We start from the raw sequence: 18,353 nt of genomic DNA, 5'->3' as shown, positions 1-18,353 counted from the left end.
GACGCGAACGGACCTGCCCCGAAAGGCGATCGGGCGTCGTGGGGCACAGGTCGGGAGAACACGAATCATGGGGGGCGGATGAGCACCGAAGCGCACCGTGCCCCGGCACAGCCCCCCACCCCGCCCGACCGCCCCCGCGCAACCGCCCCGGCGCCATGGCCGTCGGCGCCCGGCCCGCACCCGCCCGCCCCGGCGCCCACCGAAGGCACCTCGACGCCGGGCACCCGCCCGCCGGGCGGACCGCCGGAACACCCGCCCGCCCAGCCGCCCGCTTCCGGCGAACGCCCCGCCGCTCCAGGCATCCGGTCGCGCGGTGCGGCGGACGCCGTCCGGGCCGACGGCGCGCAGCCCCCGGCCCGTCCCGCGCGGGCGCCCGCGCGGCCCGCTTTCGTACCGCCGCGAGTGATCGTCGAAGCCCCCTCCCGGGCCCCCGGCTCCGGCGCCCACGACCCCGCGACCGGCCTTACCACCGCACCCGCGACCCGCCGGGCCCCCGGCTCCGGCGACCCCACGACCGGTGGTGCTCCTGTCCCGACGCCCAGGCGTGGCGTCGCGCGGGACACGGGTGCGCCGTCCGCCTCCGGATCGGACTTGGACGCCGGTCCCGGCGCGGGCACCGGCACCGCCCACCCGCCCAGGCCCACCCGGCACCCGCGGCCCGCCCCGCCGGTCGAGACCACCACCCGGCTTCGCCCCGTCACCGCCCCCCTCGCCCCGAGCCCGCGCCCCGCCCAGGCTCCACCCCGGCCGACCGGGCAGCCCGTCGGGCAGATCGCCGGCGGGCCGCTGCCCGGACCCGTGCGCCGCAGAGTCGTCGGCGCGGTCGGCCTGACTCCGCAGTCCGGCGCCGGACGCCCCGCCGTGTTCGAGCCACCCGCGCACTGGACGTCGTACGAGGCCCCCACCGAGACCACCACCCAACTGCGCCCCGTCCGCACCCGCCGGCCCTCGCGCGTCCTGGCCGCCGCCGTCTGTGTCGTGCTCGGGCTCGGCCTGATCGGTGGTGCGGTCACCGGGAGCTGGCTGACCGGGGACTCCGCCGCCGACGCCACCGCACCCACCGGCTACGCCGAGGCACGCGCCGGCTGGCACAGCGTCCCCGTCGACACCCTCTTCCCCCGCACCATCGAGGGCGACGGCGCGGGACCCGGCGGCGCGGACCGCGACTGGACGCGGATCGCCGTGGCCCCGGACAGCGGCTGCGCGACCGCATTCGACCCACTGCTGCGCAAGGCGCTCGCGCCGGTCGGCTGCGAGCGGCTGTTGCGCGCCACCTACACCGACGCCACCACCAGCAGCGTCATCACCGTGGGGCTGCTCTTCACCGAGGCCCAGGCGCCGGCCATGCGGACTCTGCGTACCCGCTTCACCGGCGAAGGCCTCGCGGAACGCGCCGACTTGATGCCCCGCACCTACCCGGTCGACGGCACCGCGGCAGCAGGCTTCGGCGACCGGCAGCGTGCGAGCTGGACGGTGAGCGTGCTCACCGACGCCCCCGTCGTCGTGTACGCCGTCTCCGGGTTCGCCGACGGACTTACCGTCACCGACCCGCAGCCCGCCAAACCCGCCATGGTCAAGGGCGAGACCACCGCCCCCGCCCAGGCGGGCCTAGGCCACGAGGCGAAGGGCGTCGCGGACCGCATCGAGCGGGCCCTGCGCAAGACGGTCGCCCCGGTCCCGGAGGCACCCCGATGACCCGCACCGCCCACCGGGCCGTCGCCGCCACCCTCGCGGCCACCGTCCTCGCGCTGCTGCCCGCGGCCCCCGCGCAGGCCGCCGACGGCATCCGCGTCCAGCAGTGGGCCCTCGACGCCATGCGCACCGAGCAGGCCTGGCGTACGACCAGGGGCGAGGGTGTCACCGTCGCCGTCCTCGACACCGGGGTGGACGACGCCCACCCCGACCTGGCCGGGCAGGTGCTCACGGGCAAGGACCTCATCGGCTTCGGGGCCCGGCGGGGCGATCGGCCGTGGGCCCGGCACGGGACCGCGATGGCCGGCATCATCGCGGGCCACGGACACGGCCCCGGCCGCACCGACGGCGTGCTCGGTATCGCGCCCCGAGCGAAGATCCTGCCGGTCCGGGTGATCCTCGAAGGCGGCGACACGGCCCGCAAGAAGGCCCGCGGCTCCCGGGGCAACGCCCTCGCCCAGGGCATCCGTTGGGCCGCCGACAACGGCGCCGACGTCATCAACCTCTCGCTGGGCGACGACAGCGAGTCCGCCCACCCGGAGCCCGCCGAGGACACCGCCGTCCAGTACGCGCTCGGCAAAGGCGCCGTGGTGGTCGCCTCCGCGGGCAACGGCGGCGAGGACGGCAACCACATCTCCTACCCCGCCGCGTACCCCGGCGTGATCGCGGTGGCCGCCGTCGACCGCGACGGCTCGCATGCCCCGTTCTCCACCAGCCGCTGGTACGCGACCGTCAGCGCACCCGGTGTCGATGTGGTCATAGCCGACCCCGACCGCCGCTACTACGAGGGCTGGGGCACCAGCGCCGCGTCCGCCTTCGTATCCGGCGCGGCGGCACTCGTACGCGCGGCGCATCCCGGGCTGTCCCCCGCCCAGGTCAAGAAGCTCCTCGCGGACACCGCGCGCAACGCGCCCCGCGGCGGGCGCGACGACGCCAGGGGCCACGGCCTCGTCGACCCGGCGGCCGCGATCGAGGCGGGCGGCAAGGTACGCCCCGCCGACCTGCGCCCGGCCGCGGCGGTGCACGGCGACAAGTACTTCGGTCCCGGCCCCACCCCCGAGCGCGAGCCCTACGAACCGGCCAACTGGTTCGCCCCCCTGGCCGGTGGCCTCGGCGCGCTGCTCCTGGCGGGAGCGGTGGTCCTGTGGCGCGGCAGCCGCGTCAGCGCGGGCCGCCGCACCTACTGACGGAGCCCGGCACCTCCGCCGGACCGGTGCGGCGCGCTCCAGGCGGGAGCGCCCCGCGCCCCACCGCCCCCTGCCCGACCCGCGGTGCCGCAGCGCCGCAGCCACTCCCGGACCGCCCCCGAACCCCCCGCGGCTTTCGGCTCGCCGCCTCGGCGCGTCTCGGCCGCAGCCATCGGGGGACCGCCCCCGATCCCCGAGCCGCCCCCGGGCTCGCAGACCCCGCGCTCACCGCCGTCTCAGCCGCACCCACTGCTGGAGCGCCCCCGGCGCCCACCGCGGCCCCGCCCGCACCTACCGCCGTACCCACTCGGCCACCGCCTCCCGTGCCACCCGCTCGACCAGCGCGACCCCAGCCTCCCGCGTGGCATGGCCGTCCGAGAGTACGGCGACCAGCAGGGTGCGGCCGTCCACGGACACGCGCCCGATGCTGTTGACGGCCCACAGCCCCTCCGGATCCCGCGGCATCCACCCGTTCTTCACCGCCGCCCCCGAGCCGGCCGCCGACACCCCCCAGGCCTGCGCCGGGACCACCCGCTCCATCAGGCGCCCGATGCGGGTGCGGGCGTCCTCGCTGAGCACCGAACCCGCCGGCGTGTCCACCGGACCGAACACCGCCCGCAGCAAAGCCAGTTGATCCCGTGCCGTGGTCTGGGTGCGCCCCCAGGCCCGGTCCGCCCGGGTCTCCGTGAGCCCCAGCCGCCCCAGCGCCGTGTCCAGCCCCGCGGCGCCACCGACCGACGCCCACAGTGCCGTCGCCGCGTCATTGTCGCTGCGCCGGATCATGGCGTCCGCGTACGCCTCCTCGCGCGCGCCGAGCCGCCGCCCGGTGTCCTGGGCCTGCAGCAGCAGCGCCGCGAGAATGCCGACCTTGACGATGCTCGCGCTCGCGAACCGGCCGTCTCCGCCCATGGTCACCCGCTCGTCGGCCGGCTCGGACACGGCGCAGGAGACGTTCATGGGAGGCGCTCTGCCCGCGGGCCCGGTGAGCAAACACGCGGGGACCGGCCGCTAGGCTCGGGGGGTGGCGCTCAAGAACATCCCGGACCCCGGTTTCTCCGAAGACGACGGCACGGCCGACCCGCGGCTCACCGCCGCGCTCGCGGCCTGGGCGGACGCCCCCTCCGCCGAGCCGCAGGTGCTTGAAGCGCTGGCGGGCGCCCGCCTCCTGGTGCCGGTCGTCGCACTACTCGGCGAGGTCGAGACCGACGAGAACGGCCTGCGCCGCGAGAAGACCAGCGACATGGCCGTGCCGACCCTGCAGGCCGGCGACCGTCGGGCGCTCCCCGCCTTCACCTCCACCGAAGCGCTGGCCCGCTGGAACCCCGAGGCGCGGCCCGTCGCCGTACCCCTGCACCAGGCCCTGCGGGCGGCGGCCCACGAGGGCGCCGACACGGTGGTCATCGACCTCGCGGGGCCCGTCCCGTACCAGCTCATGGGGTCCGCGCTGCTGGCGCTCGCCGAGGGGCGCACCAGTGCGGCGCCGCTGGACGACCCGGCCGTCACCGGGGCGGTGCGCGCGGCGGTCGCCGCCGAACCGGCGGTGCTCCGGGCCCACCTCGGCCCCGGCCGCGCCGACGGCGCCCTCGCCCTGGTCCTCGACCCGTCCGCCGACCCGGCCGCCACCGCGCGGCGGATCGCCGAGGCGCTGGCGGCGGACGACGTACTGAGGGCCCGCCTGGTGCGCGGTCTCGACCTGGCACTGCTGCCGGCCGACGCCACCCCACCGGGCGAGCCCCTGTTCGTACGGGAGTAGATGGGCAGCCACCCGGTCAGGTGGCTGTCAGGGGGCGGTCAGCCGTAGACGGGGCCCGTGTACTTCTCGCCGGGGCCCTTGCCCACCTCGTCCGGCACGATCGACGCCTCACGGAACGCCAGCTGCAGTGACTTCAGGCCGTCCCGCAGCGGTCCGGCGTGGAAGGAGCTGATCTCGGTGGTGGTCGCGTCCATCAGGCCGGCCAGCGCGTGCACCAGCTTGCGCGCCTCGTCGAGGTCCTTGTGCGCGTCGCCGTCCTCCGTCAGGCCGAGCTTCACGGCGGCGGCGCTCATCAGGTTGACCGCGACCGTCACGATCACCTCGACGGCGGGGACCTCCGCGATGTCGCGGGTCATGGCGTCGAAGTCGGGAGATTCACTGGGGGAGGTCGCGTCGCTCATGCGGCCCACGATATGCCCCGGTGTCCCGGCGCCCGCCCCGGCCACCGGTTAGCCCCTCCGGGCGGGAGCTGCTAACCTTCTGTAACGACCGGCCGGACACCTGTGTGCCCGGCCCACAAGTGGAGGCTCCGATCTCCCACCTTGCTGTCCTCGCGGACGGCGGGTCACCGGTCAAGCGGTCCCCATCGTTCCGTACGGACGATGGAACCGTTCGATGCGCCCCGCGGTAGGTACGCGGTGGTGCTCCGGTATTCCAGGAGCCCCGCCTGTGTCCCGTCCGGGGCTTTTTTCATGTGCCCTCGCGGTTGGTCCCAGGAAAATAGACGTTACACGGCTGTCTGCCAGGCGGCCGTGTGGTGCTACTGAGGAGGATCCATCAGCGCCGAGCCCCGCATCAACGACCGGATTCGCGTCCCCGAGGTGCGACTTGTCGGACCCAGCGGCGAGCAGGTCGGCATTGTGCCGCTTGCCAAGGCCCTGGAGCTTGCACAGGAGTACGACCTGGACCTGGTCGAGGTCGCGGCGACAGCCCGTCCGCCCGTGTGCAAGCTCATGGACTACGGGAAGTTCAAGTACGAGTCGGCCATGAAGGCCCGTGAGGCGCGCAAGAACCAGGCGCACACGGTCATCAAGGAAATGAAGCTCCGGCCGAAGATCGACCCGCACGACTATGACACCAAGAAGGGTCACGTCGTTCGGTTCCTCAAGCAGGGCGACAAGGTCAAGATCACGATCATGTTCCGTGGTCGTGAGCAGTCCCGCCCCGAGCTTGGCTTCCGCCTGCTTCAGCGACTCGCTTCCGATGTCGAGGATCTCGGCTTCATCGAGTCGAACCCGAAGCAGGACGGCCGGAACATGATCATGGTTCTTGGCCCGCACAAGAAGAAGACCGAGGCCATGGCCGAGGCTCGCGAGGCCCAGGCGGCCCGCAAGGCCGAGCGCCAGGGCTACGCGACGGACGACGACGCCGAGGCGTCGACGGACGAGGCCGCCGAGGTGGCGACGGACGAGGTGACCGAGGCTCCGGCCGCGGCCGCCGAGACTCCGGCCGAGACCCCGGCCCCCTCCGAAGCGTGACCTGCGGGGCTGCCATCCAGGCGCCCCCGGGTCCCGCCCGGAACCACATACCAAAGATCTGACGCTCCAGCATTCCGGTGTTCGCACCGGGGGAGCGCCACTGACGAGGAGAGAACGGCGCCATGCCGAAGAACAAGACGCACAGCGGTGCCAGCAAGCGCTTCAAGGTCACCGGCTCCGGCAAGATCATGCGCGAGAAGGCCGGCAAGCGCCACCTCCTGGAGCACAAGTCCTCCAAGAAGACCCGCTCGCTGACGGGTGCGGTCGTTGTGTCCGCGGCCGACGCCCCGAAGATCAAGAAGCTTCTCGGCAAGTGATGTTGGGCCCCTGGGTGACCGGGGGCGCGACATCGAGACCGGGACCAATTCGTTTCCGGGCCGTGTGAAGACACCCACGGCCCCGCTACAAGGAGTCAACAAGTGGCACGCGTCAAGCGGGCAGTCAATGCCCACAAGAAGCGCCGGGCAATTCTCGAGGCGGCCAAGGGCTACCGCGGTCAGCGCTCGCGTCTGTACCGGAAGGCCAAGGAGCAGGTCACCCACTCCCTGGTCTACAACTACAACGACCGCAAGAAGCGCAAGGGCGACTTCCGTCGGCTGTGGATCCAGCGCATCAACGCCGCTGCCCGCGAGAACGGCATGACGTACAACCGCCTCATCCAGGGTCTGAACGCCGCCAACATCGAGGTGGACCGCAAGATCCTGGCCGAGCTCGCGGTCAACGACAGCAACGCGTTCGCCGCGCTCGTCGAGGTCGCCCAGAAGGCGCTCCCGAGCGACGTCAACGCTCCGAAGACCGCCGCCTGATCCGGGCAGCAGCTCTTCCCATCGGACCCGCAGGCGTCTGCCGCCTGCGGGTCCGATGCGTCCTGCGGGTCCGAGGCGTCGTGCAGGACCCCTTCCGTACGTAGAGAAGTGAGCCGCCGACCATGGGCACCCCCGAGCTGATCTCGCCGCGATCCCCGCGCGTCGCCGCCGCCAAGCGGCTGACCAGGCGCAGCTTCCGCGGCAAGGAGCGCCAGTTCATCGCCGAGGGGCCGCAAGCCGTGCGCGAGGCGGTCGAGCACCGCAGCGACGGTCGGGCGACCCTGATGGAGCTGTTCGCGACCGTCGAGGCGGCCGAGCGCTACGCCGACATCGTCGACGCCGCCCAAGCCGCGGGTGTACGGGTGCACCTGGCGCCCGACGAGGTGCTCGCCGAGGTCTCGCAGACCGTCACGCCGCAGGGCATCGTCGGCGTCTGCCGCTTCCTCGACTCGCCCTTCGAGGAGATCCTCGCCGCGAAGCCCCGGCTGGTGGCCGTCCTCGCGCATGTACGCGACCCGGGGAACGCCGGGACGGTGCTGCGCTGCGCGGACGCCGCGGGAGCCGACGCGGTCGTCCTCACCGACGCCTCGGTCGACCTCTACAACCCCAAGTCGGTACGGGCCTCGGTCGGTTCGATCTTTCATCTGCCCGTCGCCGTCGGCGTACCCGTCGAGCAGGCGGTGAGCGGACTGAAGGCCGCGGGCGTCCGGATCCTCGCCGCCGACGGCGCGGGCGACGACGACCTCGACGACGAGCTGGACGCGGGCACCATGGGCGGCCCCAGCGCCTGGGTCTTCGGCAACGAGGCCTGGGGACTTCCGGCGGAGACCCGGGCGCTCGCCGACGCCGTGGTGCGCGTTCCGATCCACGGCAGAGCCGAAAGCCTCAACCTCGCGACGGCCGCCGCGGTGTGCCTCTACGCCTCGGCCCGTGCGCAGCGTGCTTCCGGAGGGTGCCGCAGCGTTACCTCCAACTAGTAGTGTGACGGGCCTGGGGACCCACTGCGCTAAGTGAAAGAGGTGGGGTACGGGGATGCCTGTCGGCATGAACGGCCTGTCCGGTCTGCGTGATTCCGTGCTGGGTACGGGCGAGGGGCCCGACGGCTTCGGGATCGATCCGGACGACCTGCCCGACGGTCTCGCCGTCGCCGACGAGAGCGGCCGCGTCATCTGTTTCAACGACGCCGCGGCCCGGATCACCGCCATCGCCAAGGAAGCCGCGCTGGGCCGGCCGCTGGAGCTCGCGCTGCCGCTGGAGGACCTCGAAGGCCGCCGCTGGTGGACGCTGACCGATCCGTACGGCGGACTCGCCATCAGGGTCGGCCAGCCCGAGCGCAATCTGCTGCTGCCCGGCGGCCGTGAGGTGCTGGTCTCCGCCCGGTACCTGCGCGAGGAGCCGACCGGGCCCGTGCGGCGGGTCGTCGTCTCCATCCGCGGCACCGAGGCCAGGCGCCGCACCGAGCGCAGCCATGCCGAGCTGATCGCCACCGTCGCCCATGAGCTGCGCTCCCCGCTGACCTCCGTGAAGGGCTTCACCGCGACGCTGCTCGCCAAGTGGGAGCGGTTCACCGACGACCAGAAGCGGCTGATGCTGGAGACCGTCGACGCCGACGCCAACCGGATCACCCGGCTGATCGCCGAGCTCCTCGACATCTCCCGCATCGACTCCGGCCGCCTGGAGCTGCGCCGCCAGCCCGTGGACATCGCCGCGGCCGTCGGACGCCATGTACAGGGCGCCATCTCGTCGGGCCAGGAGCCTGACCGCTTCCTGGTACGGGTGCAGCAGCCACTGCCCGACCTCTGGGCCGACCCGGACAAGATCGACCAGGTGCTGGGCAACCTGCTGGAAAATGCGGTGCGCCACGGCGAGGGAACGGTCACCATCGAGATGGCACCCGCGCACCTGAAGTACGCGGAACACCTGGCGAACTCGGCGAAGGGAACGGCCGTCACCGTGACCGACGAAGGCCCCGGCATCCCCGAGGAGTCCATGGGCCGCGTCTTCACCCGCTTCTGGCGGGGGAGCAAGCGCGGCGGGACCGGTCTTGGCCTGTACATCGTCAAGGGCATCGTCGAGGCGCACGGCGGCTCGATCACGGTCGGCCGCGGGCCCGGCGGCGGCGCAGAGTTCCGATTTATTCTGCCCGTCGGCGCTCCGGCCTATCTCGCCTGAGCAGCCCACGGGCCACTCCGCCCCTCGCGGGCTTTAGACTCGACCTTTGGCACCTTTGCGTCCTCAGCGGTCGAGCGGGGCCGCGCCACCAGCCAATCGGAAGTACGGGAAGAGATGTCCGCACCCAATAAGTCGTACGACCCTGTTGAGGTCGAGGCGCTGAAACCGGCCGAGATCGAGCGCATGCGCGACGAGGCGCTCGCCGCCTTCGCCGCCGCCGGTGATCTCGACGAGCTGGCTCGGGCGAAGACCGCGCACAGCGGCCCCACCTCGCCCCTCTCGCTCGCCAACCGTGAGATCGGCGCACTGCCGCCGGCCGCCAAGGCCGAGGCGGGCAAGCGCGTGGGCATGGCCCGTGGCGCCGTGAACAAGGCGCTCGCCGCCCGCCTCGCGGCCCTGGAGACCGAGCGCGACGAGCGCGTGCTGGTCGAGGAGGCCGTGGACGTCACGCTGCCCCACGACCGGGTCCCGGCCGGCGCCCGCCACCCGCTGACCACCTTCATGGAGCGCGTGTCCGACGTCTTCGTCGCCATGGGCTACGAGGTCGCCGAGGGCCCCGAGGTCGAGGCGGAGTGGTTCAACTTCGACGCCCTGAACTTCGTGCCCGACCACCCGGCCCGCCAGATGCAGGACACCTTCTTCGTCCGTGACGCCGACGGCGGCACCGGCGATGAGTCCGGCGTCGTACTGCGCACCCATACCTCCCCGGTCCAGGCGCGCACGCTGCTCGACCGTGAGCCGCCCGTGTACGTCGTCTGCCCCGGGCGGGTCTACCGCACCGACGAGCTGGACGCGACGCACACCCCGGTCTTCCACCAGATCGAGCTGCTCGCCGTCGACGAGGGCCTCACCATGGCCGACCTCAAGGGCACCCTGGACCACATGGTCCAGGCGCTCTTCGGCGAGGGCATGAAGACCCGGCTGCGGCCGAACTACTTCCCGTTCACCGAGCCGTCCGCCGAGATGGACATGGTCTGCTACGTCTGTCGCGGCGAGTCCGTCGGCAACCCGGACCGCCCCTGCCGCACCTGCGGCAGCGAGGGCTGGATCGAGCTGGGCGGCTGCGGCATGGTCAACCCGAAGGTGCTCGTCGCCTGCGGTGTGGACCCCGCCAAGTACAGCGGATTCGCCTTCGGGTTCGGCATCGAGCGGATGCTGATGTTCCGGCACAACGTGGAAGACATGCGAGACATGGTCGAGGGTGACGTCCGGTTCACTCGGCCCTTCGGGATGGAGATCTGATGCGGGTCCCGCTTTCCTGGCTGCGGGAGTACGTCGATCTCCCCGCCACCGAGACAGGCCGTGACGTACAGGCCAAGCTCGTCCCCGCCGGCCTGGAGGTCGAAGCTGTCGAGCAGCTCGGCGCCGGCCTCAAGGGCCCGCTCGTCGTCGGCAAGGTCCTCACCATCGAGGAGCTGACGGAGTTCAAGAAGCCCATCCGCTTCTGCACCGTCGACGTCGGCTCCGCCAACGGCACCGGCGAACCGCAGGAGATCGTCTGCGGCGCCCGCAACTTCGCCGTCGGCGACAAGGTCGTCGTGGTCCTGCCGGGCGCCGTCCTGCCCGGCGACTTCGCCATCGCCGCCCGCAAGACGTACGGCAAGACCTCGCACGGCATGATCTGCTCCGGCGACGAGCTGGGCATGGGCGGCGCCACCGCGACGGACAACGCCGGCATCATCGTGCTGCCGCCCGAGTACGAGGTGGGCATCGACGCCATCGAGCTCCTGGAGCTCGTCGACGAGGTGCTGGACATCGCCGTGACGCCCGACCGCGGCTACTGCCTGTCGATGCGCGGCATCGCCCGCGAGACCGCCACCGCGTACGGCCTGCCGCTGCGCGACCCGGCGCTGCTCGACGTGCCCCCGCCGAACTCCTACGGCTACCTGGTCAAGGTCTCCGACCCGCGGGGCTGCGACCGCTTCACCGCCCGCACGGTCACCGGCCTCGACCCCGAGGCCCGCTCCCCGATCTGGCTGCGCCGCCGGCTGCAGAAGGCCGGGATGCGCCCGATCTCGCTGGCCGTCGACGTCACCAACTACGTGATGCTGGAAGTTGGCCAGCCGCTGCACGCCTACGACCGCTCCCGCATCGACGGGACGATCGGGGTGCGCCGAGCCGAGCAGGGCGAGAAGTTCACCACCCTCGACGGCACGAAGCGTGTGCTCGACGCCGAGGACCTGGTCATCACCGACAACCGTGGACCGATCGGCATCGCGGGTGTCATGGGCGGCGCCAACACAGAGATCGCCGACACCGAGACCGACCCCGAAACGGGCCGCGCCCAGGGCACCACGGACGTCGTCATCGAGGCCGCGCACTTCGACCCGCTCTCCATCGCCCGCACCGCGCGCCGGCACAAGCTCGCCTCCGAGGCGTCCAAGCGCTTCGAGCGCGGCGTCGACCCCGAGGCGGCGTCGGCCGCCGCCCAGCGGACCGTCGACCTGCTGGTGCTGCTCGCGGGAGGCACCGCCGAAGCGGGAGTCACCGAGGTCATCGCGCCCTCGGGCCCGCGGACCATCAGCATGGGCGCGAACCACCCGGACCGCGTCGCGGGCGTCGAATACGGCCGCGAGACCGTCGTACGCCGCCTCCAGGAGGTCGGTTGTGACGTGTACGGGCAGGACGACCTCGTCGTCACCGTGCCGTCCTGGCGCCCCGACCTGGCCTTCCCCAACGACCTGGCGGAAGAGGTCATCCGGCTCGAAGGGTACGAGAACCTCCCCTCGACCCTGCCCACACCGCCCTCGGGCCGGGGGCTCACCGACCGCCAGCGGCTGCACCGCCGCATCGGCCGCGCCCTCGCCGGGGCCGGTTACGTCGAGGCGCTGAACTACCCGTTCATCGGCAACGCGGTCCTCGACCAGTTCGGCCTGGATGCCGACGACGCCCGCCGCCGTACGGTCGAGCTGGTCAACCCGATCTCAGACGAGGAGCCCGCGCTGCGCACCACGCTGCTGCCGGGCCTGCTCGGCGCGCTGCGCCGCAACGACGGCCGCGGCTCGCACGACCTCGCGCTCTTCGAGACCGGCCTGGTCTTCCGGCCCACCGGCGACGAGCACCAGGCCGCGCGGCTGCCCGTCGACCGGCGTCCCACCGACGAGGAGATCGCCGGGATCGACGCCACGCTGCCGCGTCAGCCGCGGCGCGCCGCCGTTGTCCTCGCGGGCGCCCGTGAGCAGGCCGGCTGGTGGGGCAAGGGCCGCCCGGCCGACTGGGCGGACGCCGTCGAGGCCGCTCGTACGATCGCCCGCGAGGCGGGCGTCGAGCTGACGATCCGCGGCGAACAGCACGCCCCGTGGCACCCCGGCCGCTGCGCCGCGCTCTACGTCACGGTGAACGGCACCGAGACCCTCGCGGGTCACGCCGGTGAGCTGCACCCGCGCGTCATCAAGGAGCTCCATCTCCCCGAGCGCAGCTGCGCCATGGAGATCGAGCTCGACGCGCTGGAGCAGGCCGCGGGCGGCGCACTGCTCGCGCCCCGGATCTCCACCTTCCCGGTGGCGACCCAGGACGTCGCGCTGGTCGTCCCCGCCGAGGTGGCTTCCGCCGACGTCGAGTCCGCGCTGCGCGCGGGCGCGGGTGAACTCCTCGAATCGCTGCGGCTGTTCGACGTCTTCACCGGAGAGCAGCTCGGCGAGGGCAAGAAGTCCCTCGCGTACGCGCTGCGCTTCCGCGCCGCCGACCGCACCCTGACCGTCGACGAGGCATCGGCCGCCCGCGACGCGGCCGTCGCGCTCGCCGCCGAGCGCACCGGAGCGGTGCTGCGCGGGGCGTAACGCCTGGTGGAGCAGTCGTGCAGGCAGTACTGAGGGGCGCGTCCGGACACCGGACGCGCCCCTCAGTCGTTCGGCTGAGAATTCCGGGCGGTGGTCCGCCCGCACACGGGAGAGAATCAAAAAAGTCATTCCGGCCGCAGGGCCGCACGTCGTACGCGGCGAAGGTCCAGGGGGCACCGGGATGAGCGCGGTGAGAGCTGCAGGGCGCTGCTGCGCCACACGCGCGGACGGTTCACCGGTGACGCGGCTCTGCTCGCGCTGCGCGACGATCGTCTCGGATCGAAGCGCAGCCCGGTGAGCCCGGCCCGCGCCGGCCCCGCGCCGAACCCTCCCATCCCTGAGTGGTCGCGAACCGGCCCGCCGACCGTCCGTCCGCCCTGCCGTGGAGTGTCGGGCAGACGAGCAGGGCGGACGGTGCGAGAACGGGCCGCCGCACTGTACGAGGGGGGGAGCCGGCGGCCCGGCCACCTCTTTGTGAGGCGGTTGCAGTTAAACGCGTGCGGCCCGCGGCGCGGGAGAGTACGCGGGGCACGAACGTGAGCGTTCCGTTCACACCCCGTGTGAAAGCGGCTCCACTACGCTGAGTTCACCGAGTCACCGGAGAGGCCCATGCAGCCCAATACCCTGCTCGACGCCCTGCTCGACGAGGCGGGCATCTCCAACGCCGGTCTGGCCGCGCACGTCAATCAGGCGGGCGGTGCCAGAGGGCTGGCACTGAGGTACGAACACACCGCCGTCGCCCGGTGGTTGAAGGGGCAGCGGCCACGCGGGCAGGTGCCCGACCTGATCTGCGACGTGCTCGCGGCCCGGCTGCACCGGCCGATAACCCTGGACGACATCGGCTTCGGCGTACCGGGCGAGACGGTCATGCCGCACGGCTCCCCGCTGACGGGCTTCGTGGAGCGCGCCACCGCGCTGTGGCGCTCCGACGAGCAGCAACGCCCCCATGTCCTGGTCGCGCCCGCGGTCACCGGCACGCCGGCCGTGATGCCCGTCTGGGAGTGGGAGAACCCTCCGGAGGACTCGGACGTCTCCCGCAAGGGCCAGACGCGGGTCAGCGTCGCCGACATTCAGATGCTGCGAGCGGCCAGGGCCCACTACGAGCTGATGTACCGCAAGGCGGGGGGCATCGCGACGCGCTCCCGGATCGTGGGCTTCCTCAACGCCGAGACCGCGCCGCTGCTGCGGGGCAGTTACTCCAATGCCATGGGGCGCCATCTGCACCGGGCGACGGGCGGGCTGGTCGCGATGGCCGGCATCTGCGCGTACGACTCGGACGCCCAGGGGCTCGCCCAGCGCTACTTCCACCAGGCGCTGAGGCTCGCGAAATCCAGTGGGGACAGGGGACTTGGCGCCTACATCATTGCGCTGCTCGTCAACCAGTCGCTGTTCATGGCCGAATACCGGCAGGCGGTGGCCTTCGCTGAGGCGGCCCTGCGGACGGCCGGCAAACAGATCACCCCGGCGCTGGCCGCGGATCTGCACGCGATGCAGGCCAAGGCGTACGCCCATCTCGGCGACGGGAAGGGCGCGTTGTCCTGCATCCGGCGTGCGGAGGCGGAGGCCGAGCGCATCAGGCGCGGCCACGAACCGGACGAGACGGGGTACGTCCAGCCGGGTCTGGTCAATGTGCAGGTGGCCGAGGCGCTGCTGAGCCTCGGCGACCTGCCGGCCGCGCGGGAGCACGCCGCCGCCGCGGTGGGCACGCCGGCGCACGACAGGGGGCGTGTGCACCGGCTCGCCATGCTCACCCACATCGAACTGCGTCAGGGCAAGGCGGATCGGGCCGTGGAGATTGCCGCGGAAATGGCCGAGCGGGCCAGAGGAATGGAGTCCCAGCGGATGCGGGACCGGTTGCGGGCGGTGCGTGAGCATCTGGTGGGGAGTGGCTGTGCCGGCGCCGAGGAGGCTGCCGAACTGATCGACGGGGCACTGCGCGTTCCGCTGTGACCATAGTCCTGCTGCGATGTTGCCACCTACTTGTCGAAAGGTGGCAGAACAGTGCAGTGGACGAATCTAAGCGAACAAACTGTGTACGAAAACCGATGGTTCCGGATCAACCTGGCGGATGTCGAGCTTCCCGACGGACGACACCTGGACCACTTCGTCATCCGGCTCCGCGCGGTGGCCGTGGCGACGGCGGTCAACGAGGCGAACGAGGTCCTGCTGCTCTGGCGGCATCGCTTCATCACCGACAGCTGGGGCTGGGAGCTCGCGGCAGGGGTGGTGGAGGACGGCGAGGACGTCGCGGAGGCCGCGGCCCGCGAGATGGAGGAGGAGACCGGCTGGCGGCCGGGGCCGCTGCGCCATCTGCTGACCGTCGAGCCGTCCAACGGCCTCACCGACGCCCGTCACCACCTCTACTGGGCGCAGGACGCGACGTACATCGGCCATCCCGAGGACGACTTCGAGTCCTCGCGGCGCGAATGGGTTCCGCTCAAGCTGGTGCCCGACATGGTGGCCCGGGGTGAAGTCCCGGCCGCCAATATGGCGGCCGGGCTGCTGATGCTGCACCATCTGCGCCTCGGCTGACTCCGCGTCCCGACGGCTCTTCACCGGGGACGGCTCCGTGCCCGCGCGGCGTCCGCCCCGCACTTCCCGTTAGCGGCCGAGCGCCTGCCAGAGGGTTACACCGAGTGATCCGGCCGTGGTGATCGCGGCCACCGTGGGGATCGGCCATCGGTTGTGTTCAAGGGCCGCGACGCGCGCCGTCAGGCCGCTCACGTCGTTGTCGGCCTGGTCAATACGCTGAGCCAGCAGGGCCAATCGGCCGTCGATGGTGGCGGCACCGACGTCCAGGCAGCGGCGTAACTCGGCGAATTCTTCTACGACCACGGGCTGGTCGGGGTCGAGGCTCACTGATCTGCTCCTTTTCGGCAAGGCGTCCAACGTCCTTGTCTGGGTGACGCAGAGTCAACTCGCCTTGTGCCCATGGCGGGAGCGTGTGTGCGAGGCATATGCGGGTACGCCTCGCACACTCCGTGCGAATCAGGAGTACGGGTAGAACCCGGAGCCCGTCTTCCGGCCGAGCCTGCCGGCGTCCACCATGCGCTGGAGCAGCGGGGGAGCGGCGTACAGCGGCTCCTTGAACTCGTCGTACATCGAGTCGGCGACCGAGGCGACCGTGTCAAGACCGATGAGGTCCGCCAGCTTGAGCGGGCCCATCGGGTGGGCGCAGCCCAGCTCCATGCCGTTGTCGATGTCCTCGCGGCTCGCGATGCCCGACTCGAACATCCGGATCGCCGAGAGCAGATACGGGATCAGCAGTGCGTTGACGACGAAGCCGGAGCGGTCCTGGGCGCGGATCGGGTGCTTGCCGAGCATGTCCTGCACGACGGCCTCGGAGCGTTTGATCGTCTCCTCGGAGGTGGTCAGCGCCGGGATCAGCTCGACGAGCTTCTGCACCGGGGCCGGGTTGAAGAAGTGGATGCCGATGACCTGGTCGGGACGCGAGGTCGCGACGGCCAGCTTCACCAGCGGGATGGAGGAGGTGTTCGAGGCGAGGATCGCGTCCGGGCGGGTCACCACCTGGTCGAGGACCTGAAAGATCTCCGTCTTGATCGACTCGTTCTCGACGACGGCCTCGATCACGAGGTCGCGGTCGGCGAACTCCCCGAGGTCGGTCGTGAAGCTGAGGCGGCCGAGCGTCGCGTCGCGCTCCTCCTCGGTGATCTTGCCGCGCTCGGCGGCCTTCGAGAGGGAGTTGTGGAGCCGGGTGCGGCCGATCTCCAGGGCTTCGCCCGAGGTCTCGGCAACCATGACTTCGAGGCCGCTGCGTGCGCACACCTCGGCGATGCCCGCACCCATCTGGCCGCAGCCCACTACTCCGACGCGTTCGATGTCGGTCACATCGTGCCTTTCGCTGAACAACAGTGCATGGGGTCCCCCAACCGAAGGTTAGGGGAAAGGTTCACCGGTGATTCCGGCGCCCGTCGGCCCCCGACGTTACTCCGGCCTTATGGGTACACCGGGGGCCGGGGCGGGCATGCTCTGCGGATAAGGCGGGACGAACTCACCGAACCAGGGGCAATAAATAGTGCAAATCGGGCGTAGAGGATTGTTGTTGGGAGCGGTCGGAGCGCTGTCCCCGCTGTCGGTCGCCGGAGACGCCGCGGCGGTCGGCCGCCGGGCACCGAAGAACGAGCTGCGGGGGATGTGGCTGGCCACCGTGGCCAACCGGGACTGGCCGTCGGCGCCGGGCCTCACCGCCGCCAAGCAGAAGGCCGAGCTGCTGGCCCACCTGGACACGGCTGTGCGCCGCAGGCTGAACGCCGTGGTCCTCCAGGTGCGGCCGACCGCCGACGCCCTGTGGCCCTCGCCGCACGAGCCGTGGTCGGCGTGTCTCACCGGCGTCCAGGGCAAGGACCCCGGCTGGGACCCGCTGGGCACCGCCGTGCGCGAGGCACACAAGCGCGGTCTTGAACTGCACGCCTGGTTCAACCCCTACCGAGTGGCCAATCACACGGACCCGTCCCGGCTGGCGGCGAGCCATCCGGCGCGTGTGCACCCGGACTGGGTCCTGCCGTACGGCGGGAAGCTCTACTACAACCCGGGGCTGCCGGACGTCAGGAAGTTCGTCCAGGACGCGATGCTCGACGCGGTGCGGCGCTACGACATCGACGCCGTGCACTGGGACGACTACTTCTACCCGTACCCGGTGGCGGGCCAGACGTTCGCCGACGACGACGCGTACGCGCGCTACGGCGGCGCCTTCCCCGACCGGGCCGCCTGGCGGCGCGACAACACCGACCGGCTGGTCAGCGAGACGGCCGCCCGCATCAAGGAGATCAAGCCGAAGGTGCGCTTCGGCATCAGCCCCTTCGGGGTGTGGCGCAACGCCACGACCGACCCGCTGGGCTCGCCGACCAAGGGTGGGGTGCAGACGTACGACGACCTGCACGCGGACACCAGGAAGTGGGTGAAGGAAGGCTGGATCGACTACATCGCGCCCCAGCTGTACTGGAACATCGGCTTCGCGGCGGCGGACTACGCGAAGCTGCTGCCCTGGTGGGCCGATGTCGTGCGCGGCACGGGCGTCGAGCTGTACGCCGGCGAGGCCCTCTACAAGGCGGGCGACCCTGCTCAGGCCGCGCCCTGGCAGGACCCGGCCGAGCTCTCCCGCCACCTCACCCTCGCCAAGAAGTCCCCTGAAGTGCGCGGCCACATCTTCTTCTCGGCGAAAGAAGTCGGCGTGGACCGCATCGGGGCCATGGCGAAGGTGGTCGCCGATCACTATCCGGCCCCGGCCCGGCCGCGCGGCTGACCGCGCCCCGCGGACGACTAGGGGGCGTCCGGCGGGTTCACACGCCGGACGATGGAGTCCGGACCCGGTGACACCAGGGCCTCGTGCCCGTCCGGGAAACGGACCCGGTAGGGCGGTGTCCCGTCGGTGCCCAGCACCTCGACGATCTCCGCGACCCGGTCCTGCTGACCGACAATCCGGCCGTGCACCAGGAGCTGGTCGCCCATGCTCGCTTGCATCGCGG

The 18,353-nt window shown here is 72.0% G+C and carries 18 protein-coding genes; 13 read left to right on the top strand and 5 right to left on the bottom strand.

Annotated features, from left to right (window positions below; all coding sequences use genetic code 11):
* The first annotated feature begins 78 nt into the window (after nucleotides 1-78).
* Both ACLLJJ_RS05475 and mycP read left to right on the top strand, forming a co-directional pair.
* On the top strand, nucleotides 79-1,695 hold the full coding sequence (locus tag ACLLJJ_RS05475) for a hypothetical protein (RefSeq protein WP_434588119.1): 1,617 nt from the start codon (nucleotides 79-81) through the stop codon (nucleotides 1,693-1,695).
* Nucleotides 1,692-2,879, top strand: a complete 1,188-nt coding sequence (gene mycP, locus ACLLJJ_RS05470; RefSeq protein ID WP_434588118.1) for a type VII secretion-associated serine protease mycosin — start codon at nucleotides 1,692-1,694, stop codon at nucleotides 2,877-2,879. The genes ACLLJJ_RS05475 and mycP overlap by 4 nt, the downstream gene beginning before the upstream one ends.
* A 291-nt stretch (nucleotides 2,880-3,170) precedes the next feature.
* Here mycP and ACLLJJ_RS05465 read toward each other — a convergent pair whose 3' ends face one another.
* Nucleotides 3,171-3,836, bottom strand: coding sequence for a serine hydrolase (locus ACLLJJ_RS05465; RefSeq protein ID WP_434588117.1), 666 nt, complete (start codon nucleotides 3,834-3,836; stop codon nucleotides 3,171-3,173).
* A gap of 64 nt (nucleotides 3,837-3,900) precedes the next feature.
* On the opposite strand from ACLLJJ_RS05465, the gene ACLLJJ_RS05460 reads away from it, so the two are divergent.
* Nucleotides 3,901-4,632 (top strand): SseB family protein, encoded by a 732-nt coding sequence (locus ACLLJJ_RS05460; RefSeq protein ID WP_434588116.1) that lies wholly within the window; start codon nucleotides 3,901-3,903, stop codon nucleotides 4,630-4,632.
* A 38-nt stretch (nucleotides 4,633-4,670) separates the two neighbouring features.
* Here ACLLJJ_RS05460 and ACLLJJ_RS05455 read toward each other — a convergent pair whose 3' ends face one another.
* Nucleotides 4,671-5,033: a DUF1844 domain-containing protein gene (locus ACLLJJ_RS05455; RefSeq protein WP_434588115.1), complete on the bottom strand. Its 363-nt coding sequence runs from the start codon at nucleotides 5,031-5,033 to the stop codon at nucleotides 4,671-4,673.
* 375 nt (nucleotides 5,034-5,408) lie between these two features.
* On the opposite strand from ACLLJJ_RS05455, the gene infC reads away from it, so the two are divergent.
* The 9 genes from infC to ACLLJJ_RS05410 all read left to right on the top strand — a co-directional run bounded on the left by infC (nucleotide 5,409) and on the right by ACLLJJ_RS05410 (nucleotide 15,399).
* Nucleotides 5,409-6,110: a translation initiation factor IF-3 gene (infC, locus tag ACLLJJ_RS05450; RefSeq protein ID WP_434600310.1), complete on the top strand. Its 702-nt coding sequence runs from the start codon at nucleotides 5,409-5,411 to the stop codon at nucleotides 6,108-6,110.
* Nucleotides 6,111-6,232: 122 nt separating this feature from the next.
* Nucleotides 6,233-6,427 (top strand): 50S ribosomal protein L35, encoded by a 195-nt coding sequence (rpmI, locus tag ACLLJJ_RS05445; protein ID WP_283518962.1) that lies wholly within the window; start codon nucleotides 6,233-6,235, stop codon nucleotides 6,425-6,427.
* 102 nt (nucleotides 6,428-6,529) lie between these two features.
* On the top strand, nucleotides 6,530-6,916 hold the full coding sequence (gene rplT, locus ACLLJJ_RS05440; RefSeq protein WP_283518960.1) for a 50S ribosomal protein L20: 387 nt from the start codon (nucleotides 6,530-6,532) through the stop codon (nucleotides 6,914-6,916).
* Between the two features lie 122 nt (nucleotides 6,917-7,038).
* Nucleotides 7,039-7,893, top strand: a complete 855-nt coding sequence (locus ACLLJJ_RS05435) for a TrmH family RNA methyltransferase (protein ID WP_434588114.1) — start codon at nucleotides 7,039-7,041, stop codon at nucleotides 7,891-7,893.
* Nucleotides 7,894-7,948: 55 nt separating this feature from the next.
* The gene (locus tag ACLLJJ_RS05430; protein WP_434588113.1) at nucleotides 7,949-9,088 is read left to right on the top strand and encodes an ATP-binding protein; all 1,140 of its coding nucleotides are present in this window, start codon (nucleotides 7,949-7,951) and stop codon (nucleotides 9,086-9,088) included.
* A gap of 114 nt (nucleotides 9,089-9,202) precedes the next feature.
* A complete protein-coding gene (gene pheS, locus ACLLJJ_RS05425) occupies nucleotides 9,203-10,330 on the top strand; it encodes a phenylalanine--tRNA ligase subunit alpha (RefSeq protein ID WP_434588112.1) in 1,128 nt (375 codons plus the stop codon).
* Complete coding sequence (pheT, locus tag ACLLJJ_RS05420; RefSeq protein ID WP_434588111.1) at nucleotides 10,330-12,867, top strand: phenylalanine--tRNA ligase subunit beta; 2,538 nt, start codon at nucleotides 10,330-10,332, stop codon at nucleotides 12,865-12,867. The genes pheS and pheT overlap by 1 nt, the downstream gene beginning before the upstream one ends.
* Before the next feature lie 609 nt (nucleotides 12,868-13,476).
* Complete coding sequence (locus ACLLJJ_RS05415) at nucleotides 13,477-14,817, top strand: transcriptional regulator (protein ID WP_434588110.1); 1,341 nt, start codon at nucleotides 13,477-13,479, stop codon at nucleotides 14,815-14,817.
* Between the two features lie 51 nt (nucleotides 14,818-14,868).
* Nucleotides 14,869-15,399 carry an NUDIX hydrolase gene (locus ACLLJJ_RS05410; protein WP_434588109.1) on the top strand — a complete coding sequence of 177 codons (531 nt, stop codon included), beginning with the start codon at nucleotides 14,869-14,871 and terminating at the stop codon, nucleotides 15,397-15,399.
* Between the two features lie 69 nt (nucleotides 15,400-15,468).
* Here ACLLJJ_RS05410 and ACLLJJ_RS05405 read toward each other — a convergent pair whose 3' ends face one another.
* Nucleotides 15,469-15,726: a hypothetical protein gene (locus tag ACLLJJ_RS05405; protein WP_434588108.1), complete on the bottom strand. Its 258-nt coding sequence runs from the start codon at nucleotides 15,724-15,726 to the stop codon at nucleotides 15,469-15,471.
* Between the two features lie 129 nt (nucleotides 15,727-15,855).
* A complete protein-coding gene (locus tag ACLLJJ_RS05400) occupies nucleotides 15,856-16,716 on the bottom strand; it encodes a 3-hydroxybutyryl-CoA dehydrogenase (RefSeq protein WP_434588107.1) in 861 nt (286 codons plus the stop codon).
* Between the two features lie 211 nt (nucleotides 16,717-16,927).
* Here ACLLJJ_RS05400 and ACLLJJ_RS05395 point away from each other — a divergent pair, with 211 nt between their 5' ends.
* Nucleotides 16,928-18,130 (top strand): glycoside hydrolase family 10 protein, encoded by a 1,203-nt coding sequence (locus ACLLJJ_RS05395; RefSeq protein WP_434588106.1) that lies wholly within the window; start codon nucleotides 16,928-16,930, stop codon nucleotides 18,128-18,130.
* A 17-nt stretch (nucleotides 18,131-18,147) separates the two neighbouring features.
* Here the strand turns inward: ACLLJJ_RS05395 and ACLLJJ_RS05390 are convergent, their stop codons facing one another.
* Entirely contained in the window at nucleotides 18,148-18,348 is a 201-nt protein-coding gene (locus tag ACLLJJ_RS05390; protein ID WP_434588104.1) for a DUF1918 domain-containing protein, read from the bottom strand.
* Nucleotides 18,349-18,353: the final 5 nt, after the last annotated feature.

It is taken from the genome of Streptomyces sp. A5-4 (genome assembly GCF_051131715.1).
Lineage (GTDB): Bacteria > Actinomycetota > Actinomycetes > Streptomycetales > Streptomycetaceae > Streptomyces.
The sequence above is the reverse complement of the archived record's forward strand: the minus strand, read 5'-3'. Positions and strand labels throughout refer to the sequence as shown.

What these genes read in the sequence shown, in the direction of transcription:
- ACLLJJ_RS05415 (WP_434588110.1), top strand. Translation starts at nt 13,477, where the DNA reads ATGCAGCCCAATACCCTGCTCGACGCCCTGCTCGACGAGGCGGGCATC.
- pheT (WP_434588111.1), top strand. Translation starts at nt 10,330, where the DNA reads ATGCGGGTCCCGCTTTCCTGGCTGCGGGAGTACGTCGATCTCCCCGCC.
- ACLLJJ_RS05390 (WP_434588104.1), bottom strand. Translation starts at nt 18,348, where the DNA reads ATGCAAGCGAGCATGGGCGACCAGCTCCTGGTGCACGGCCGGATTGTC.
- ACLLJJ_RS05430 (WP_434588113.1), top strand. Translation starts at nt 7,949, where the DNA reads ATGCCTGTCGGCATGAACGGCCTGTCCGGTCTGCGTGATTCCGTGCTG.
- ACLLJJ_RS05475 (WP_434588119.1), top strand. Translation starts at nt 79, where the DNA reads ATGAGCACCGAAGCGCACCGTGCCCCGGCACAGCCCCCCACCCCGCCC.
- mycP (WP_434588118.1), top strand. Translation starts at nt 1,692, where the DNA reads ATGACCCGCACCGCCCACCGGGCCGTCGCCGCCACCCTCGCGGCCACC.
- ACLLJJ_RS05455 (WP_434588115.1), bottom strand. Translation starts at nt 5,033, where the DNA reads ATGAGCGACGCGACCTCCCCCAGTGAATCTCCCGACTTCGACGCCATG.
- rpmI (WP_283518962.1), top strand. Translation starts at nt 6,233, where the DNA reads ATGCCGAAGAACAAGACGCACAGCGGTGCCAGCAAGCGCTTCAAGGTC.
- ACLLJJ_RS05465 (WP_434588117.1), bottom strand. Translation starts at nt 3,836, where the DNA reads ATGAACGTCTCCTGCGCCGTGTCCGAGCCGGCCGACGAGCGGGTGACC.
- pheS (WP_434588112.1), top strand. Translation starts at nt 9,203, where the DNA reads ATGTCCGCACCCAATAAGTCGTACGACCCTGTTGAGGTCGAGGCGCTG.
- ACLLJJ_RS05435 (WP_434588114.1), top strand. Translation starts at nt 7,039, where the DNA reads ATGGGCACCCCCGAGCTGATCTCGCCGCGATCCCCGCGCGTCGCCGCC.